Origin of the sequence: Pedobacter westerhofensis (assembly GCF_900182595.1) — a bacterium.
In the GTDB taxonomy this organism is placed as follows: Bacteria; Bacteroidota; Bacteroidia; order Sphingobacteriales; family Sphingobacteriaceae; genus Pedobacter; species Pedobacter westerhofensis.
In genome coordinates, this window is sequence record NZ_FXTN01000007.1 from 226,257 (window position 1) to 243,624 (window position 17,368).

The following is a 17,368-nucleotide window of genomic DNA, read 5'->3' on the forward strand; positions in this document are numbered from 1 at the left end:
ACCCGGCCGGAATAAACCTTACTAAATTTATATAGAATGGAATACAGACAATTAGGCGCATCGGGCCTTAAGGTACCCGTATTGAGTTTTGGTACCGCAACTTTTGGAGGTGGAAATGAGTTTTTTAAAGCCTGGGGCGAAACACAACTGGATGAGGCAAAACGTTTGGTAAATATTAGCCTGGATGCCGGCGTAACCTTATTTGATACGGCAAATGTATATTCGCGCGGTACAGCTGAAGAGATCCTGGGCCAGGCACTGGAGGGAATCCGTAACCAGGTACTGATCTCAACTAAAGCTACTTTTAAAATGGGCGACGGCCCAAATGATTATGGATCTTCCCGCCTGCAGCTGATCAAGCAATGTGAAGACAGCCTGAAAAGACTGAAAACCGATCATATTGATATCTATCATATGCATGGTTTTGATGGGAATACTCCGGTGGAAGAAACATTGAAGACCCTCGACAACCTGATCCAAAGCGGTAAAGTGCGTTATATTGCCTGCTCAAATTTTTCAGGATGGCACCTGATGAAGTCGCTTTCTGCATCTGAAAAGTACGGATGGTCCAAATATATTGCCCACCAGGCCTACTATTCCCTGCTGGACAGGGAGTTCGAATGGGAACTGATGCCACTTGGCGTAGACCAGAATATAGGCACTATTGTATGGAGCCCTTTGTCATCAGGAAAGCTCTCCGGAAAATACAGGCGTAACCAGCCTCGTCCGGCCGACAGCCGCGACCAGAAAGGCGGTCATCACGGACCTGCTTTAAATGAAGAACGTTTGTATACTATTGTAGATGCGCTCGACGAGGTTGCAGAAGAAACAGGAAAAAGCATCGCACAGGTTTCGATCAACTGGCTATTGCAGCGCCCCACAGTTTCAAATATTATCATTGGTGCAAGAAACGAAGAGCAGCTGGTACACAACCTTGAAGCGGTAGGATGGAACCTCAGCACAGCACAGGTGAAAAAACTTGATGAAGCAAGTGCTTCTGAACCAGTTTATCCTTATTGGCACCAGAGACAGGATACCGTCCTCAATCCGGTACCGGAATTATACTAAGGCAAATCAAAATAAACAGACAGGTTGCCGCCCCGGCATTGCTGTCTGTTTATTTTCTTTTTTTTTCTAAGGCAAATCAAAATAAACAGACAGGTTGCCGCCCCGGCATTGCTGTCTGTTTACTTCCTTTTTTTTTCTAAGGCAAATCAAAATAAGCAGACAGGTTGCCGCCCTGGCATTGCTGTCTGCTTACTTCCTTTTTTTTTCTTAAATTAGCCTGAACTAAATATAAACTTATGAGATACATTTCAATGTTATTGTTGTTTACGGCGATATCTTTTACTGGTTTTGCACAAAATAAAGACGCTATTTTGGGGCAGTGGATCAATTCTACCGGTGAAGCGCATGTAGAGATTTTTAAAAAGGGTGTAAAGTATTACGGTAAGATCGTCTGGTTAAAAACAGAGAAAGACGAAAAAGGAATTGTGAAAACGGATTTAAAAAATCCTGATGCCCGTTTGCGCAGCAAGCCAATCTTAGGCATGGAAATTTTAAAGGATTTTGTATATGACGATGGCAAATGGACGGAGGGTAAAATATATGACCCTAAGTCGGGGAAAACTTATAGTTGTAATATGAATATTAAGGACAATGAAGAATTAAATATGAGGGGTTACGTGGGCATTTCATTAATTGGAAGATCTGAAGTTTGGAAGAGGGTTAAATAATGAGGATCATCCTTTTTTTAGTGCTGTTCTTTCCTCTTTCCGGTTTTGCACAAACCTATGAACTGGGATCTTTAACTACGGCGGCCAATACCAGTATCAGGGGTATCTCAGTTGTTTCTGACAGCATCGCCTGGGTAAGCGGAAGCAATGGTGCTGTTGGCAGAACTACAGACGGAGGGAAAAAATGGAAGTGGACCAGGCCTAAGGGCTATGAGAAGCTCGACTTCCGTGATATTGAAGCCTTTGATGACAATCGTGCGGTGATCGTAAATGCAGGTTCTCCGGCATATATCCTGAGTACCGAAGATGGCGGGAAAAGCTGGACAGAGAATTATAAAAATGCCGATTCAGCAATATTCCTGGATGGCATGGATTTCTGGGACGAAAAAAATGGGATCATCTTTGGCGATCCCATTCAAAACCATCTGCAGCTTTTGATCACCAATGATGGCGGGCATACCTGGAAAGAATCAAGCCAGGCATTGAAACTGCAGACAGCCAGTGGCGAAGCCGGTTTTGCGGCCAGCGGAACTACAATCAAGACCCTGCCCGGCGGTAAAGTATGGATTGCCACAGGTGGTACCAAATCGAATATCTATACTTCTGACGACTTTGGGCAGAACTGGCGCAGATACGACTGCCCCATCCTGCAGGGACAGAACAGTACAGGTGTATTTTCTATGGATTTTTATGATGCCGGTCAGGGTATTGTAGTGGGGGGCGACTATCTGAAGGATAAAGAAAATACAAATAATATATTGCTGACCAGAGACGGCGGAAAATCCTGGAACAAACCCTCACGCCCTGTTTTTGGGTACCGCTCAGGAGTGATCTGGTATGATGCGAAGAACTGCTTCGCCACTGGTACTTCCGGAACTGATGTTTCAAGGGATGGCGGACAAAACTGGTACCATATTTCGGACGAGAGCTTCAACGCGATCAAAAAAGCAAAGAAGGGCAGCCTGGTACTGCTGGCAGGAAATAAGGGACTGATCTATTCATTCAAAGTAAAATTCAATTAAGCAGATGACCATATCAAAGCCAACGATCAGTATAGAATATTGCCCTAAATGCGGATGGATGCTCCGCTCTGCCTATATGGCCCAGGAGCTGCTTACCACCTTTACTGATGAACTTCATGGCGTAATGTTGCAGCCCAGTGAAACTGGCGGTACTTTTATCGTCCGCATTAACGGAGAAACCGTTTTCGACAGGAAAGATAAAGGGCGTTTCCCCGAGATCAAGGAACTTAAACAGATCGTCCGCGATGTGGTAAGCCCCGAGAAAAGCCTCGGGCATTCTGATAAAGCCGGGCATTCCGGTGAAACTACCTAAATATATCCCCCTTATTCCAAAAAGGCCTTGCGGCTTCCTGCGCAACCAGATATCCTATCAGGAAATTTAACTGTGCATACTTTTTTCCGGCTTCAAAATCAAACGTCCCATTGATATCGTCCTGGGGCTTATGGTAGTATTTTGCACGCCATACTGCTACAGTCTCGTTCAGGTTGTTTTTGCCATCCGGTGTTTTGCTGCCATATTTGATATGCAGCGCAGGTACTCCCGCCAATACAAAACTATACTGATCGCTCCTGGTAAAACGTGCCTGCTGTGGCTCCGGGTCTGGTTCTACACTTAATCCGAGATACGCTGCGGCTTCATTTACCTGTTTGCTCAGGGATGAATGCTCCGCCCCTAAAGCCGTGATAGAAAGCAGGGGCGCAATAATCGTAGGCATATCTGTATTTACATCTGCCACCATGCTCTTTGCAGGTACAGTGGGGTGTGATGCAAAATAAGCTGAGCCAAGTGTGCCCATTTCTTCTCCGGTAACCATCACAATTAAAACGGAGCGTTTAGGTTTTACCTTAAGGTCTTTATAGATACCGGCGATTTCCAGTAAGCTGGCCACGCCAGAGGCATTGTCGTGCGCTCCGTTGTACAAAGAATCACCTGCTACGGGTTTGCCGATACCCAGATGGTCAAGATGCGCACTATGTACCACATATTCTTTCCGCAAAACGGGGTCAGATCCTGTAATTTTTCCTACGATATTATAACTGACGATATCCTTATAAGTAGTTGTGAACGATACATTGATTACCTGAGGAATCTGAAAGGAATTTGGTTCACCGCCTTTGAGTTGCCGGATTACTGCTGTAAGGGATTTTCCTGCTGATTCAAAGAAAGAATTGAGCACCTCATACCTCAGCAGCGCCAGGAATCCGATTTGGCTGGAAAAGTAACTTTGTGATATCACAACTTTTCCCATTCCATCGATCACACTATATACCCCACTGCTAAAGTCTGGCAGTGTGCTGATCTGACTATCAGGGTTGCCAATGACTATGCCTGTGGCACCATGGGCAGCCGCTACTTTGAGCAACATACGGGTGTTCATTACATGGGCAGCTACTGAGGAAGGAAATTTTTCAGGGGCACCGCGCATGATCACTACGGTTTTTCCTTTCACATCTATACCCTGATAATCATCGTACCCCAAACCAGGCTCACTGATGCCATAGCCAGCAAATACCAGGCCTGAAGACTGTTTAATGGCAGGCTGCGAAGGGTTGGGGTAAACGGAATAACTATCTTTGCCAGCAGTAGTGCTCTGATTAAGCTGGCCGCCACTTAACGACAATACTGCATCATGCACAAAGGCACGGCGAAGGTTCACTTTCTGCAGCCAGCTGCCATTTTCGCCGGAAGGCTGTACCGATAATGATTTTAAACGGGCGGTCACATAATCCACTGCCATCTGATAACCCTCCGTGCCGGGCATACGGCCTTTCAGTTTGTCATCTGCAAGGTAGGTAATATCAGCTTTGATCTGATCAGGCTGCACCTGGCCCATAGCTTCTTTCACATTCCCGCTCAAGATGATTTGCTGAGCGAATGTGCTATTAAAGGCTATCAGGGCTGTTACAGATAAAAAGACTGTTCTCTTGAAGGATTTCATGGGGCAGGGATTTGTAAGTGTTACAATTTACAAATTATTCATAAAACATACCACAAAGTTCCTGAGCTTGTTATTTAGATAAAAGCTCAAGATGATATTCCTGTATCAGTGCAGGATTCTCCGGAGTCAAAGTAAAACTAATCCGGATATTGGCATTTGTTCCTTCTACAATAAAATATCCCCTCAGCTGGTTTTCTGCAACTATCTTATGTATTACCCTGATCTTTCCGGCTTGCGAAAACGCTTTAAGGGCTTCAGCTTTTAGCTGGGCGGAAAAATAATCCAGAAAGAAGTTCTGTGCAAATAATCCACTTTTTCCAGCATTGTTCCATTCCGGCAGGATCTTCATCAGCTCGTCCTTACGCTGGTTTAAGATAGCTGATGCAGGAAGCTGGCGCGGTGCAAGTGCTGATACCGAGAGCAGTGTTTCCAGCGCCTGCGTATTGATGATCCCTGCTCTGGCATAGGTGGCATTGGCAAAGGCAACGATGCCAATGCCATATTCCGGCATCACAGCCCACTGACTCCCAAAGCCGGGCAATCCTCCGGTATGTCCGATAGTTATGCGGTCATTGCAGTCCTTTGTCCATCTTATACCATAGGCATAAGCATTAACGGTGGGGCATAGGACACCCTCAGCAGTCTTTGTATTCGCATTTAAGGCGTAAATATTCCAGGGGTACTGCATTTCACGGACCGAGCTTCGCTTAACAGGGCCCAGCTCCTGGTCGTCCCTTGGTGGCCATGCCGAAAGGTGCAGCGCCATATACTTACTGAAATCTTCAATGGTAGTGATCAGTCCGCCCATTGCTCCATAAGATCCGTCATGCAGCAGCGGCTGTTCTTCCCAGCCGTTATTTATCCAACGGTAACCATGTGCCAGTTGTTCTTTTGGTACCTTTGTATATTCCCAGTAAGTATGCGTCATACCCAGCGGTTTCAGGATATTTTCTGTAATATAGTCCTGATAAGGAATGCCTGAAACTTTTTTGATCAGGTAACCCAATGTGGCAAAGCCGAGATTACTGTATTCATAACCCAGGCCCGGATCATTGGAAAATGAAACACCTTTCTGATAAATTGCCAGAAGCTCTTCATCGGTATCTGCCAGCTGCCTGTCGCCCCAGGGATTATCTTCAGGATATCCGGCAGCATGGGTCAGCAGGTGCCTCACGGTAACTTCTGAAGCATCTTTTGTTGGGTATTTCATATTCTGCATCTCAGGGATATACATCCCTACCGGATCATCCAGTTTTAACTTTCCTTCGTCCCTCAACTTTAAAACAGCCATTGCGGTAAAACTTTTTGTCATAGATGCGATCCTGAAATCCGACTCCGGATTGGCAGGTACCTGATGGGCTATATCTGCGTAACCGGTATTACCTGTATGTACAAGTTTGCCATCCATAACAATCCCATATACCATTCCCGGAATATGGTTCTTCTCTGCATATTCTTTGTACAGCTGATCAATTACCGGAAAAGCAACTGCTATCTTTTGTAACCTGTTCTGATCGGTAAATACTGCGGGCTGATAAGATTGCGCGGATAGATGGATGCTGGCCGTAACGAACAGGATAACGCAGTAAAATTTAAAAGTCATGAGAGGTGAATTAGCTATCTACAATTTACACAATATTTTGAATTGGGTCTCAACTAATTGCTTCAATAGAAAGTTCTATCTTTAACACTATCTAAATTGATGAAATGAACCGTAAATCTTTTATCTCTTCACTGATTACATCAGGAGCGGTGTTATCTGCGGCAGATGGCTGGTCGGCACCACCGGCGCCAATCTCGGCTGCTCCTGCATTCATGGGCCGCCAAATAATCCCTCCATATCTAAAGCCGGGAAACACGATTGGCATCACCAGTCCGGCAGGGTACATCGGCCTGGAGGAAATCCGGTCTTCGGTTGCGCTGATGGAGAGCTGGGGATTTAAGGTGCAGGTGGGCCAGAGCATCGGAAAAAAAGATTTTACTTATGGCGGTACGGATACAGAAAGGGCTGCTGATCTTCAGCAGATGCTGGACGATCCGCAGATCGGGGCAGTAATATGTGCCAGAGGAGGTTATGGTTTAGTAAGAATTATCGATCAGATCAACTTCAGGTCTTTCGTGAAACATCCGAAATGGGTAATTGGCTTTAGTGATGTTACGGTACTACACACACATATCCACGGGAATTTCAATATTGCCACACTGCATTCTAAAATGTGCAACAGTTTTCCGGACGACTGGGCAAAGGCAGAGCCGATACAGATTTCTACGATCCTGTCTGTCAGGCAGGCTTTAACAGGAGAAGACTTTAAGTATACGGTACCTGCAACCACATCCAACCGTGAGGGAAGAGGGCGGGGGCAATTGGTTGGCGGTAACTTAAGTATCATTGAATCTGTTGCAGGAACCGTGTCTGACCTTAACACCGAAGGGAAGATTTTATTTGTAGAAGATACCGGAGAATATCTGTATACGATAGACCGGATGTTCTGGGGCCTGAAACGCAGGGGCAAACTGGACAGGCTCGCCGGGCTGGTGATTGGCGGGTTTAAGCTCAAACCGGATGATTCCGGAGAAGAATTTGGAAAATCAATTGAACAGATTGTGATGGAGAAAGTGAGTGAATATAATTATCCTGTGTGTTTTGACTTCCCCGTAGGGCACCAGAGAAACAATATGGCGCTGAAATGTGGAGTTCAGCACATCCTGGAAGTTGGTGCAGGGGAAAGTATTTTGAGATCAATTTGATGTTATTTTTTTATACGGTAACTGATCCCGGCATTTACAAAGAAGTTGGCAGACATCATATGAGCCGGAGGACTTTGATAAATATTTTTGATCCCTCTTTCTCCAAACTGAAAGCTCCTCAATCTCATCACGCCTGCAGATAACATAAAATCCCATCTTTTCCTTTTCCACTTATTCTCAAGCCCAACAGGCAGCTCCCAGTAATTCAGCAGCGTCTTTTTTGGGTCAAGGTTATTTTCTACATCGTAGAAGATATTTTTAGGCCGCAATGCCAGTTTAAGTTCCCTTTTTTTAGAAACGTCATAGGCTACGCTAAGTTCAGAAGGAAGATCTACATTAATTTTAAACTTGCCGGGGCTGTCCCATTTCAATAAGATGCCCGGCAGCAGTATCGGCATATTGATCGCATTATAAATGGCCCCGCCAAAACCTATAGAAAAATGCGGGCTGTAAGTTCTGATAAAGAGGAAAGCCCCATTTAGAAACAAATCGTGTGAAGTTATTTTTTCAAGATCAGAATTGATGCCTGCTGAAAAAAATGATACCAACGACCATTTTGCATTGATAGAGTGATAATAAAGTACACCAAGGTCTGAGGATAGTAACTTGTCTGGTATCAGCGTATTGTTATCATTCTTATTGATCAGCCGTGAATACCCTCCGCTGATGATACCTGTCCAGCTACTGGATTTTCCGCTCAATGAATCACTTTTAGACGAAATCAGGAAGCTGTAACCCAGATTTGTGGTCTGCTGGGTGGTCTTTAAATTGCCCTGTGTCCTGTCCTTTGAATGAAGGTACCCACTTGCCGGAACGTATGTTGTATTCAGGTCTACCGTGTTCAGGGGGCCGCCCAGCTGCGAATAAGCATACTGGCTTGTTGTAATTAATAAAACTGTCAGAAGGACCTTTATTGTGCCTGTTATCATAAACAGGTTATTTTTAATTGAAGGGAGGTATAATCCCGGGGATTGAATAGCTGCCATTGGAGTTTCTTTATTGCTGAAACACGCATGATGCTGTTTACCCTTACCCGGGCTTAGAGGATTGGGCATAAAAAAACCGGAAAGCAAAAGGATATGCTGCTTTCCGGTTTTGTACTCAGAGCGGGAATCGAACCCGCACGACTTTTAAGGTCACAGGATTTTAAGTCCTGCGTGTCTACCAGTTCCACCATCTGAGCAGGTGTAAAACCTTGTTAAAAATAAAAGCCTTCAATAAAGAAGGCTTTAGAGCGAAAGACGAGATTCGAACTCGCGACCCCGACCTTGGCAAGGTCGTGCTCTACCAACTGAGCTACTTTCGCATTGGTATGTTATTGTTGTATCTTAATGATACAGGTATTATTGTACTCAGAGCGGGAATCGAACCCGCACGACTTTTAAGGTCACAGGATTTTAAGTCCTGCGTGTCTACCAGTTCCACCATCTGAGCAGGTGTTAACCTTTTAAATTAAATGCCTCCTGGTAAGGAAAACATTTAGAGCGAAAGACGAGATTCGAACTCGCGACCCCGACCTTGGCAAGGTCGTGCTCTACCAACTGAGCTACTTTCGCATTGGTTTTATTCACATCATCCGATGTTTCCCCATTCAATACAAGTTAAAAACTGATTACCTTGTTTCCGTTTGGGTTTGCAAATATAAATACTTTTAGATTACTGTCAAGTTATTTTTCATAATAAATCGGGCTTCTAGCTTAAGTTATTGGACTTCAGTACCTCAGAAATCAAATTACTTTCAAATCCCTTTCCCATCAGGTAGGTTACCAGTTTATATTTCTTTTTATAAGGGTCTTTTTCTGTTATGAACGGGGCTTTTTTTTCTGCTGCAGCCAGAATAGCTCCCAGATAATCGTCGTAGTCGATCGTATTTAGAGCCTTAATGATCATTTTCTCCGGAACACGTTTCAGTTTTAGCCCCTGTTTGATTTTGATCTTGCCCCAGCGCTTGATATTAAACTTCCCGGATACATAAGCCATCGCAAAACGCTCCTCGTTCAAAAAGTTGCTGAGGATCAGTTCTGTAATCACCTCCTCCACCTCGTTGTGATGCAATCCCCAGTCGTACAGCTTGTCGCGCACTTCCTGCTGTGAACGCTCCTGATAGGCACAGTAGTTTTCTGCTTTGGCGTGTGCGGCCTTCTTATCGTAAATGGGTTTTGATTTTTCCAATGCTTAAGCTTTCAGTACGCAAATATCTGCATTTACTTGTTAACTTTACCTGCAACCTAGTCATCCTGATAAATGAGTGAGAGCAGTTATACCATTCAGCAGATCGCTGAGCAATTGAACATCGGATCTTTTAAAGTAAAATATGATACTTTGATCAGCACCCTTTTGATCGATAGCAGGAGTGTGATCAGCCCGGAGACCTCCTTGTTCTTTGCTATTCAGGCACATCGCAACGGACATGAGTTTATCAGCGATGCCTACGCCAGCGGAATCAGAAGTTTTGTGATCAGCGACCCCGCCTATGCAGACCTCTACCCGGATGCGAACTTCCTCCTGGTAAACGATGTTCAGCAGGCCTTGCAGCAGCTGGCGGCAGGCCACAGAAGCAGATTTAACCTGGATGTGATCGCGATTACCGGGAGCAATGGTAAAACCGTGGTGAAAGAATGGCTGTACCAGCTGCTGGCGGCAGATTTCAATATTGTGCGCAGCCCCAAAAGTTTCAATTCACAACTGGGCGTGCCGCTTTCTGTGTGGCAGATCAGCAGCGAACATACTTTGGGGATCTTTGAAGCGGGGATTTCCAAAAGTGATGAAATGACACAGCTGGCAGCAATTATCCAGCCTGCTACGGGTATACTAACAAATATCAGGGAGGCTCATGCCGAAGGTTTTGCCTCTCCCAAAGACAAGCTGCTGGAAAAACTAAAACTGTTTAAGGACATAAAATTATTTATATATTCTCCGGATTATACCACAGGAGTAGCTGTTAAAGATCTTCCCGGAGAACGCAAATTCTCCTGGAGCACTACGGTGAAAGCCGATCTTGAAATCCTGTTTGTGGAGCCGATCAAAGGCAGGAACTATATCAGGGCACGCTATAAAGATGAAGAAATTGAATGCCTGATCCCCTTTAGTGACAGGGCATCGGTAGAAAACGGGATCATCTGCTGGGCTACGCTGCTGGCGATGGGCTATAGCCCTGAAGAGGCCGATCTCCGCCTGGAGAAACTTACCGCAGTGAACATGCGGCTAACGCTGAAACACGGCATCAACCAATGTTCTGTCATAGATGATTCTTACAGTGCAGATATCTCTTCACTGGCAATCGCACTTGATTTTCTCCGGCTGCAGAACCAGCATGTGATAAGGACCCTGATCCTTTCCGATCTGTACGAAACCGGCAAAAGTGATAAAGACCTGTATACAGAAATTGCAGGGCTGCTGAAACAAAAGCAGGTGGGAAGGCTGATTGGTATCGGTGAACATATTTCTGCGTTTGCAGGCCTGTTTGAGCTGGAAAGTTCTTTCTATGAAAGCACACAGGATTTTATTCAGAACTTCCCGGCCATGCATTTCAGCAATGAAACCATCCTGGTAAAAGGAGCAAGGCGCTTCGAATTTGAGCGCATCAGCAAACTGCTGACCCAAAAGATCCATGATACCGTCATGGAGATCGACCTGAACGCACTGGCAAATAACCTCAAGTACTATAAGGCAAAGCTCAAGCCCGGCGTAAAAGTAATGGCCATGGTAAAAGCCTTTTCCTATGGCAGCGGCAGCTTTGAGATCGCCAACCTGCTGCAGTACCAGAAGGTAGATTACCTGGCTGTAGCCTATGCTGACGAAGGGATTTCTTTGAGAAAAGCAGGTATTACCATGCCGATTATGGTCATGAGCCCCGAGCCCTCTGCATTTGAAGCCATCGTAAAACATAAGCTCGAACCTGAACTCTATAATATGGATATCCTGAAGTCCTTTATCGACTTCCTGCCGGATACCCAGTTCTCCTATCCTGTGCACCTTAAAATTGACACAGGGATGCACCGCCTCGGGTTCGAGGAACCCGATCTCCCGGATCTGCTCCCGGTGCTCAGACTTGAAGAAAAAATCAGGATAGTTTCTGCCTTTTCACACCTGGCTGCCAGTGAAGATGCTCAGCAGGATGAATTTACAGCCTATCAGCTGCAGCGGTATAATACCATGGCCGCAACAATCAGGGCAGAACTGGGATATGATTTTATCCGTCATATTTCCAATACTTCGGCAATTACGCGGCATCCCGATGCCCAGCTGGATATGGTAAGGATCGGGATCGGGCTGTACGGGTTTGACAGTGGTATTAAAGGTAATTCCGGGCTGCATACTGTTGGGGTCTTAAAAACTACGATCACACAGATTAAAAAGGTAGGGCCACTGGAGACCATTGGCTATGGCCGCAGGGGAAGTTTGCCCGGGGGCGGGACCATTGCCACGGTAAAAATAGGGTATGCTGACGGCTATCGCCGTTCTTTTGGAAACGGCGTTGGGAAAATGCTGGTGGACGGTAAAGCGGCACCCACAGTAGGTTCTATTGCGATGGATATGTGTATGCTGGATATTACCGGTATCGATGCCAAAACAGGTGATGAGGTGATCGTTTTTAATGATCAGCTTACAATTGGCGATTTAGCAGAGCAGATTGGGACCATTCCCTATGAGATTTTAACAAATATTTCCCAAAGGGTTAAACGGGTGTATTTTTATGAGTAATTTTGTAATATGAACAAGATCGGAGGGGCTTTATTAAATTACCTAATCAAGGGATTGTTAATTGTTCTGCCCATTGCATTAAGTATTTATATCGTGATCTGGGCGGTAACTACGGTTGACAGCTGGCTGAACGTCAATAATATACTGGGTGTTGATCCCAGAACAGGCGCGAGCCGTAATATCCCCGGTTTAGGGCTTGCACTGGTGGTTACGCTGATCCTGGTTGCCGGAATTTTCGTGACCAATTTTGTGACCGAGCCGATGTACAACTGGTTTACCCGCTGGATGAACAGGTTGCCGGGACTAAACTTTATCTACTCATCGATCAAAGACCTTACCGAAGCATTTGTTGGCGATGAAAAGAAATTTAACCATCCTGTACTGGTAGAAATGAATAGCGATATCAAAAGGATAGGCTTTCTAACACAAAACGACCTTGAGGCCATTGGTCTGCCGGGAGAGTGTGTGGTTTATTTCCCCTTTTCCTATTCCTTTGCAGGTCAGGTTTGTGTGGTAAGCAGAGATAAAGTAAAAGAGCTGAATATCAGTGCTGCCGAAGCAATGAAACTTGTTGTATCGGGAGGTGTTAGTCATATCACCCCGCCGATAGTTTAGCTTAGAAGTTTGGTTTCAGTACATATTTATCGTAGAACCTGAAGATGTGCTCTGCGGCTTCTTCAGCTGTATCTACTACCCTGAACAGGTTCAGGTCTTCTGCATGGATATTGTGTTCTTTCTCCAGCATCGTATTTTTGATCCAGTCTACCAGTCCGCCCCAGTAATCCTTGCCTACCAGTACGATAGGGAAACGGGCGATTTTGCCGGTCTGGATTAAGGTGATCGCTTCAAAAAGCTCATCCATAGTGCCCATACCGCCCGGAAGGACGATAAAACCCTGTGAGTATTTCATAAACATGACCTTCCTGATAAAGAAATAATCAAATTCCAGGAGCTTGTTATGATCTATATACTTATTGTGGAACTGCTCAAAGGGAAGGTCAATATTTAAACCTACTGATTTACCGCCGTTCATATGGGCGCCTTTGTTTCCGGCTTCCATAATGCCCGGTCCGCCGCCGGTAATCACCCCGTAACCGCGATCTGTAAGCAGTTTGCCGCATTCTACTGCGATTTCATAGTATTTGTTGGTTTCTGCTGTTCTGGCTGAACCAAAAATGGATACGCAGGGGCCTATCTTTGCCAGCTTTTCAAATCCGTCTACAAATTCGGCCATGATCTTAAAGATCTGCCACGAATCTGTGACCTTAATTTCCTGCCAGTTTTTATTCTCGAAAGCGCTTCTTATTTTCTCTTCACTCGTCATGCTCATGCTCGTAAATTTGATGTTAAAATTTGGTTTGGGTAAGGGCGGTTTTTCCCGTTATCCAAAGTAGTATAAATGTAATGAGGGCATTCAAGATAATCAATTCGAAACCTATTTCATAACCAAACCATAACAGACTGTTGCTTTTGATATAGAATGATAATAAAGGTGACGCTATGCAGATATATGGTACCAACTTGTCAGACACCGCGCGGTTGGTAAACATCCCGAAGGTAAAAAGCCCAAGTAAGGGTCCGTACGTGTAAGTTGCTGCGATGAACATAGAATTTACTACAGAATCATCATTGATCATCTTGAATATCAGGATAACAATCACCATCAGAATGGAAAAGCCAATATGCACCATATGCCGCTGCCTCACCAGTTCAGGAGTATTCTGATCTTCCTTTTTATCGAAATGCAGGAAATCCATACAGAATGATGTCGTTAATGCTGTCAGCGCTGAATCTGTGGTGGCAAATGTTGCGGCTGTTAAGCCCAGCATAAAGATTATTCCCGGGATAATATTCAGGTGGTTCAGGGCAATTTCAGGGTACAGGTTGTCTGGCGTTTTAAGGGTTGCTACATCAATCCCGTTTTTTGCAGCGAAGATGTACAGCAATGCGCCTACGCTAAGGAAAAAGATGTTCATTACCACAAATACCCCTGTAAAAGTGAACATATTTTTCTGTGCTTCGCCAATGGTTTTCATGCTCAGGTTTTTCTGCATCAGGTCCTGATCAAGACCTGTCATGGCGATGGTCACAAAGATCCCGCCCAGAAACTGTTTCAGGAAATGGGATTTGGTGCCCATAAAATCTTCCCAGAAAAACATCTTTGAGTAACTGCTATTCTTTACGGCTTCGAAGGTGCCGGCTACATCCAGGTTTAAGGACCTGGAGATAAAGATGATGGACAACACTACCGATAACAGTAAAAACACAGTTTGCAGGGTGTCAGTAATAATAATCGTTTTTAGTCCCCCTTTGTGCGTATACAACCAGATCAGTACCAGGCAAAGCACAATGGTAAGCCAGAACGGTACGTTCCAGGCATCAAATATAAAACGCTGTAATACGATAGCTACAAGGAACAGGCGCAATGAAGACCCGATAGTCCTGGAAAGCAGGAAAATCACTGCCCCGGTTTTATAGCTGTGCGGCCCGAGTCGTTTTTCAAGGTAGGTATAGATCGAAATCAGGTTCATCCTGTAATACAGGGGCAGCAGCACGGTAGCAATAATGATAAAGCCAACAGCATTTCCCAGTACAAACTGGAAATAGCCAAACTCACTTTTACCAACGGCTCCGGGCACGGAAATAAAAGTTACCCCGGAAAGGGCAGTGCCGATCATCCCAAAGGCTACCAGGTACCATTTTGAATTTCTGTTGGCGATAAAGAATGAAGCATTATCTGATGAATTTCTTGATGTAAAATAGGCGACACCTACCAGGAGGGCAAAGTATCCTAACAGGAAAGATAAAAGTATAGTTGGGGTCATGGTTGGTTCAGGCTGAAAGCGAATGTAAGAAAAATCATATTTTAAAGATCAAAATAACAGAAGATAAATCTAAATTTGCAGAATGAACTTTTCTTCCAAGCTTCTCGAAGATGCTGTCAATGAATTTTCTAAATTACCGGGGGTAGGGCAAAAGACCGCATTGCGGCTGGTGCTGCACCTGCTGGGCAAGGAGCAGGAAGAAGTTGATACTTTTGGCAATTCCATCATCAGGCTCAAAAGGGATATCAAACATTGTAATATCTGTCATAATATCTCAGACCTGCCGGTTTGCAGCATCTGTTCATCGCCTAAACGGGAAAAAGAAGTGATCTGCGTGGTAGAAGATACCCGCGATGTTATGGCTATAGAAAACACCTCCCAGTTTTTTGGCGCTTACCATGTACTGGGGGGATTGATTTCGCCTATGGATGGTATTGGCCCGTCGGATCTTTTTATCGATTCGCTGGTGCAGCGCGTGGCTACAACCCCTGTAAAGGAGATTATCCTGGCCATCAGTGCCACCATGGAAGGAGATACCACACTGTTTTACCTGTACAAAAGACTCAAGGATTTCCAGGTGCCGATCACCACAATTGCCCGCGGAATAGCCTTTGGAGGCGAGCTGGAATATGCAGATGAGATTACACTGGGACGTTCTATCGTTACCCGTGTGCCCTATGTCAATTCAATTATAAAATAATAAGGATGAATTTTAAGAATAAAGTAGTGGTTGTTACCGGTGCTTCTTCTGGTATAGGCAAAGCCTGTGCCGGGGAATTTGCCAGGCGCGGCGCAAACCTGGTGCTGGCTGCCCGTCAGTTTGTAACACTTTGCGAAATTACTGCGGCGCTGGAACAGCAATATGGTATTAAAGCCCTGGCCGTGCAGACGGATGTAACTCAGGAAGAGGAATGCCAGCATCTGATCAAGCAGGCAGTGCTCACGTTTGGCAAAGTAGATATTCTGGTCAACAGTGCCGGTATTTCTATGCGTTCCCTGTTCATTGACATGGATCTGTCGGTCATCAGAAAAGTAATGGAGGTGAATTTCTACGGTACTGTTTACTGTACAAAATTTGCATTGCCCGAAATCCTGAAAACCAAAGGGGCCATTATTGGCGTATCTTCTTCTGCTGGCTACCGCGGCCTGCCGGGAAGGACGGCATATACGGCTTCCAAATTTGCGTTAAATGGTTTTATGGAAGCCCTGAGGACGGAATTGTTGCGGAAAGATGTGCATGTTATGGTGGCCTCCCCGGGATTTACCGCTTCAAATATCCGTGCAACTGCGCTCGACAAAAATGGCGTTGCGCATGGTGCTACCAATATGGAGGAGGAAAAAATGATGTCTTCTGAAGAAGTTGCCCAAAGAATCGCCGATGGTATAGCCGGCCGTAAACGTGATCTGATCATGACCGGACAAGGGAAACTGGCCGTTTGGATGAATAAACTTTTTCCTGCGCTGACGGATAAACTGGTGTATAAACACTACGTGAAAGAAGGAACACTGAAAGAATAATATATAGAATGATCAATCTGAAAAATACGCTGATGCTGCTTGCTTTCCTGTCACAGATCTCCGTTTTGTCTGCAAAGGTAAAAGTGGAGAAAAATATAAACTATACCCCGCAGAACGATGAGAGAAGGCAGCTCAATGTGTATTACCAGAAAGATCTGAAAAAAGCAAAAGATGTGATCATCTTTATCCATGGTGGCTCCTGGAGCAGCGGTAAAAAAGATATTTACTGGTGGCTGGGCCGTAATATGGCGAGAAAAGGAGTGGTAACCGTGACGATCAACTATGGCCTGGCGCCCGACAATCAGTACTTACAGATGGGAGATGACTGTGCACAGGCAGTAAAATGGGTGCAAAACCATATTGCAGATTATGGCGGCGATCCTTCCAGAATATTCCTGATGGGGCATTCTGCAGGGGGACAGCTGGCCGAACTCATCAATGCCGATCCGCAATATTTTAACAGAGCCGGCATCAGGAACCCTATTAAAGGGCTGATCCTTGATGATCCCTTTGGCCTGGACATGAAAGAATACCTGGGCACTGCTGAGAAGGACGATAATTATATGGATTTTTTAAGAACCTTTAGCAGTGATCCGCAGAACTGGGAAAAAGGCTCTCCGCTACATTATGTTAAAAATATCAGGAACCCGCATTTGATTTTCTACGGTGCAAAGACCTATCCTGCAATACAGATCCAGTCTGCCCGACTTGAAAAGTTGCTTACCGCAGAGAAAGTTCCCTCAGAACTCCACGTGATCAAACGGAAGAAGCATGTAGGGATGATCGCTCAGATGATATTTGGCAGCAACCAGCTTTATGGGTATATTCTTCAGTTTTTAGCCCTTACAAAGTAATATTTTAAAAAGCGTTTGCAA

The 17,368-nt window shown here is 45.0% G+C and carries 16 protein-coding genes and 4 tRNA genes; 10 read left to right on the forward strand and 10 right to left on the reverse strand.

Annotated elements, in window-relative coordinates; all coding sequences use genetic code 11:
• Positions 1–36: 36 nt before the first annotated feature.
• From FN831_RS15115 to FN831_RS15130, 4 genes are all read left to right on the forward strand, one after another.
• Positions 37–1,068 carry an aldo/keto reductase gene (locus FN831_RS15115; RefSeq protein WP_142529018.1) on the forward strand — a complete coding sequence of 344 codons (1,032 nt, stop codon included), beginning with the start codon at positions 37–39 and terminating at the stop codon, positions 1,066–1,068.
• Between the two features lie 236 nt (positions 1,069–1,304).
• On the forward strand, positions 1,305–1,736 hold the full coding sequence (locus FN831_RS15120) for a DUF2147 domain-containing protein (RefSeq protein ID WP_142529019.1): 432 nt from the start codon (positions 1,305–1,307) through the stop codon (positions 1,734–1,736).
• On the forward strand, positions 1,736–2,758 hold the full coding sequence (locus FN831_RS15125; RefSeq protein ID WP_142529020.1) for a WD40/YVTN/BNR-like repeat-containing protein: 1,023 nt from the start codon (positions 1,736–1,738) through the stop codon (positions 2,756–2,758). The genes FN831_RS15120 and FN831_RS15125 overlap by 1 nt, the downstream gene beginning before the upstream one ends.
• A gap of 4 nt (positions 2,759–2,762) precedes the next feature.
• On the forward strand, positions 2,763–3,071 hold the full coding sequence (locus FN831_RS15130; RefSeq protein WP_142529021.1) for a SelT/SelW/SelH family protein: 309 nt from the start codon (positions 2,763–2,765) through the stop codon (positions 3,069–3,071).
• Here FN831_RS15130 and FN831_RS15135 read toward each other — a convergent pair.
• Together FN831_RS15135 and FN831_RS15140 are read right to left on the reverse strand one after the other, a co-directional pair.
• A complete protein-coding gene (locus FN831_RS15135; protein WP_142529022.1) occupies positions 3,064–4,698 on the reverse strand; it encodes a M28 family peptidase in 1,635 nt (544 codons plus the stop codon). The genes FN831_RS15130 and FN831_RS15135 overlap by 8 nt on opposite strands.
• A gap of 70 nt (positions 4,699–4,768) precedes the next feature.
• Complete coding sequence (locus FN831_RS15140; protein WP_142529023.1) at positions 4,769–6,301, reverse strand: serine hydrolase domain-containing protein; 1,533 nt, start codon at positions 6,299–6,301, stop codon at positions 4,769–4,771.
• A gap of 104 nt (positions 6,302–6,405) precedes the next feature.
• Here FN831_RS15140 and FN831_RS15145 point away from each other — a divergent pair, with 104 nt between their 5' ends.
• Positions 6,406–7,446 (forward strand): S66 peptidase family protein, encoded by a 1,041-nt coding sequence (locus tag FN831_RS15145; protein ID WP_142529024.1) that lies wholly within the window; start codon positions 6,406–6,408, stop codon positions 7,444–7,446.
• Between the two features lie 2 nt (positions 7,447–7,448).
• On the opposite strand, the gene FN831_RS15150 is transcribed toward FN831_RS15145, so the two are convergent.
• The 6 genes from FN831_RS15150 to FN831_RS15175 form a co-directional block, all read right to left on the reverse strand.
• The gene (locus FN831_RS15150) at positions 7,449–8,432 is read right to left on the reverse strand and encodes a DUF6268 family outer membrane beta-barrel protein (RefSeq protein WP_142529025.1); all 984 of its coding nucleotides are present in this window, start codon (positions 8,430–8,432) and stop codon (positions 7,449–7,451) included.
• A 112-nt stretch (positions 8,433–8,544) separates the two neighbouring features.
• Positions 8,545–8,629 (reverse strand) — tRNA-Leu (locus FN831_RS15155).
• A 50-nt stretch (positions 8,630–8,679) separates the two neighbouring features.
• Positions 8,680–8,752 (reverse strand) — tRNA-Gly (locus FN831_RS15160).
• Between the two features lie 43 nt (positions 8,753–8,795).
• Positions 8,796–8,880, reverse strand: a tRNA-Leu gene (locus FN831_RS15165).
• A gap of 49 nt (positions 8,881–8,929) precedes the next feature.
• Positions 8,930–9,002: transfer RNA gene (locus FN831_RS15170), tRNA-Gly, on the reverse strand.
• Positions 9,003–9,138: 136 nt separating this feature from the next.
• On the reverse strand, positions 9,139–9,618 hold the full coding sequence (locus FN831_RS15175; protein ID WP_142529026.1) for a regulatory protein RecX: 480 nt from the start codon (positions 9,616–9,618) through the stop codon (positions 9,139–9,141).
• Positions 9,619–9,690: 72 nt separating this feature from the next.
• Between FN831_RS15175 and FN831_RS15180 the strand changes: the two genes are divergently transcribed.
• Both FN831_RS15180 and FN831_RS15185 read left to right on the forward strand, forming a co-directional pair.
• Positions 9,691–12,150 (forward strand): bifunctional UDP-N-acetylmuramoyl-tripeptide:D-alanyl-D-alanine ligase/alanine racemase, encoded by a 2,460-nt coding sequence (locus tag FN831_RS15180; protein WP_142529027.1) that lies wholly within the window; start codon positions 9,691–9,693, stop codon positions 12,148–12,150.
• Between the two features lie 9 nt (positions 12,151–12,159).
• Positions 12,160–12,765: a DUF502 domain-containing protein gene (locus FN831_RS15185; protein ID WP_142529028.1), complete on the forward strand. Its 606-nt coding sequence runs from the start codon at positions 12,160–12,162 to the stop codon at positions 12,763–12,765.
• Position 12,766: 1 nt separating this feature from the next.
• On the opposite strand, the gene FN831_RS15190 is transcribed toward FN831_RS15185, so the two are convergent.
• Positions 12,767–13,474: an LOG family protein gene (locus FN831_RS15190; protein ID WP_142529161.1), complete on the reverse strand. Its 708-nt coding sequence runs from the start codon at positions 13,472–13,474 to the stop codon at positions 12,767–12,769.
• A gap of 22 nt (positions 13,475–13,496) precedes the next feature.
• Positions 13,497–14,975: a sodium:solute symporter gene (locus FN831_RS15195; RefSeq protein ID WP_142529029.1), complete on the reverse strand. Its 1,479-nt coding sequence runs from the start codon at positions 14,973–14,975 to the stop codon at positions 13,497–13,499.
• 82 nt (positions 14,976–15,057) lie between these two features.
• On the opposite strand from FN831_RS15195, the gene recR reads away from it, so the two are divergent.
• Genes recR through FN831_RS15210 form a run of 3 tightly spaced genes read left to right on the forward strand, consistent with a single transcriptional unit; the run spans position 15,058 to position 17,347 of the window.
• Entirely contained in the window at positions 15,058–15,675 is a 618-nt protein-coding gene (recR, locus tag FN831_RS15200; protein WP_142529030.1) for a recombination mediator RecR, read from the forward strand.
• A 5-nt stretch (positions 15,676–15,680) separates the two neighbouring features.
• On the forward strand, positions 15,681–16,493 hold the full coding sequence (locus FN831_RS15205) for an SDR family oxidoreductase (protein ID WP_142529031.1): 813 nt from the start codon (positions 15,681–15,683) through the stop codon (positions 16,491–16,493).
• A gap of 8 nt (positions 16,494–16,501) precedes the next feature.
• Positions 16,502–17,347, forward strand: a complete 846-nt coding sequence (locus tag FN831_RS15210) for an alpha/beta hydrolase (protein WP_185960495.1) — start codon at positions 16,502–16,504, stop codon at positions 17,345–17,347.
• The last annotated feature ends 21 nt before the right edge of the window (positions 17,348–17,368 follow it).

Excerpts from the sequence above, each read along its gene's own strand:
- FN831_RS15145 (WP_142529024.1), top strand. The coding sequence starts at position 6,406 with ATGAACCGTAAATCTTTTATCTCTTCACTGATTACATCAGGAGCGGTG.
- FN831_RS15180 (WP_142529027.1), top strand. The coding sequence starts at position 9,691 with ATGAGTGAGAGCAGTTATACCATTCAGCAGATCGCTGAGCAATTGAAC.
- FN831_RS15130 (WP_142529021.1), top strand. The coding sequence starts at position 2,763 with ATGACCATATCAAAGCCAACGATCAGTATAGAATATTGCCCTAAATGC.
- FN831_RS15210 (WP_185960495.1), top strand. The coding sequence starts at position 16,502 with ATGATCAATCTGAAAAATACGCTGATGCTGCTTGCTTTCCTGTCACAG.
- FN831_RS15195 (WP_142529029.1), bottom strand. The coding sequence starts at position 14,975 with ATGACCCCAACTATACTTTTATCTTTCCTGTTAGGATACTTTGCCCTC.
- FN831_RS15190 (WP_142529161.1), bottom strand. The coding sequence starts at position 13,474 with ATGACGAGTGAAGAGAAAATAAGAAGCGCTTTCGAGAATAAAAACTGG.
- FN831_RS15205 (WP_142529031.1), top strand. The coding sequence starts at position 15,681 with ATGAATTTTAAGAATAAAGTAGTGGTTGTTACCGGTGCTTCTTCTGGT.
- FN831_RS15135 (WP_142529022.1), bottom strand. The coding sequence starts at position 4,698 with ATGAAATCCTTCAAGAGAACAGTCTTTTTATCTGTAACAGCCCTGATA.
- FN831_RS15125 (WP_142529020.1), top strand. The coding sequence starts at position 1,736 with ATGAGGATCATCCTTTTTTTAGTGCTGTTCTTTCCTCTTTCCGGTTTT.
- FN831_RS15120 (WP_142529019.1), top strand. The coding sequence starts at position 1,305 with ATGAGATACATTTCAATGTTATTGTTGTTTACGGCGATATCTTTTACT.
- FN831_RS15115 (WP_142529018.1), top strand. The coding sequence starts at position 37 with ATGGAATACAGACAATTAGGCGCATCGGGCCTTAAGGTACCCGTATTG.
- FN831_RS15140 (WP_142529023.1), bottom strand. The coding sequence starts at position 6,301 with ATGACTTTTAAATTTTACTGCGTTATCCTGTTCGTTACGGCCAGCATC.
- FN831_RS15185 (WP_142529028.1), top strand. The coding sequence starts at position 12,160 with ATGAACAAGATCGGAGGGGCTTTATTAAATTACCTAATCAAGGGATTG.
- FN831_RS15150 (WP_142529025.1), bottom strand. The coding sequence starts at position 8,432 with ATGGCAGCTATTCAATCCCCGGGATTATACCTCCCTTCAATTAAAAAT.
- recR (WP_142529030.1), top strand. The coding sequence starts at position 15,058 with ATGAACTTTTCTTCCAAGCTTCTCGAAGATGCTGTCAATGAATTTTCT.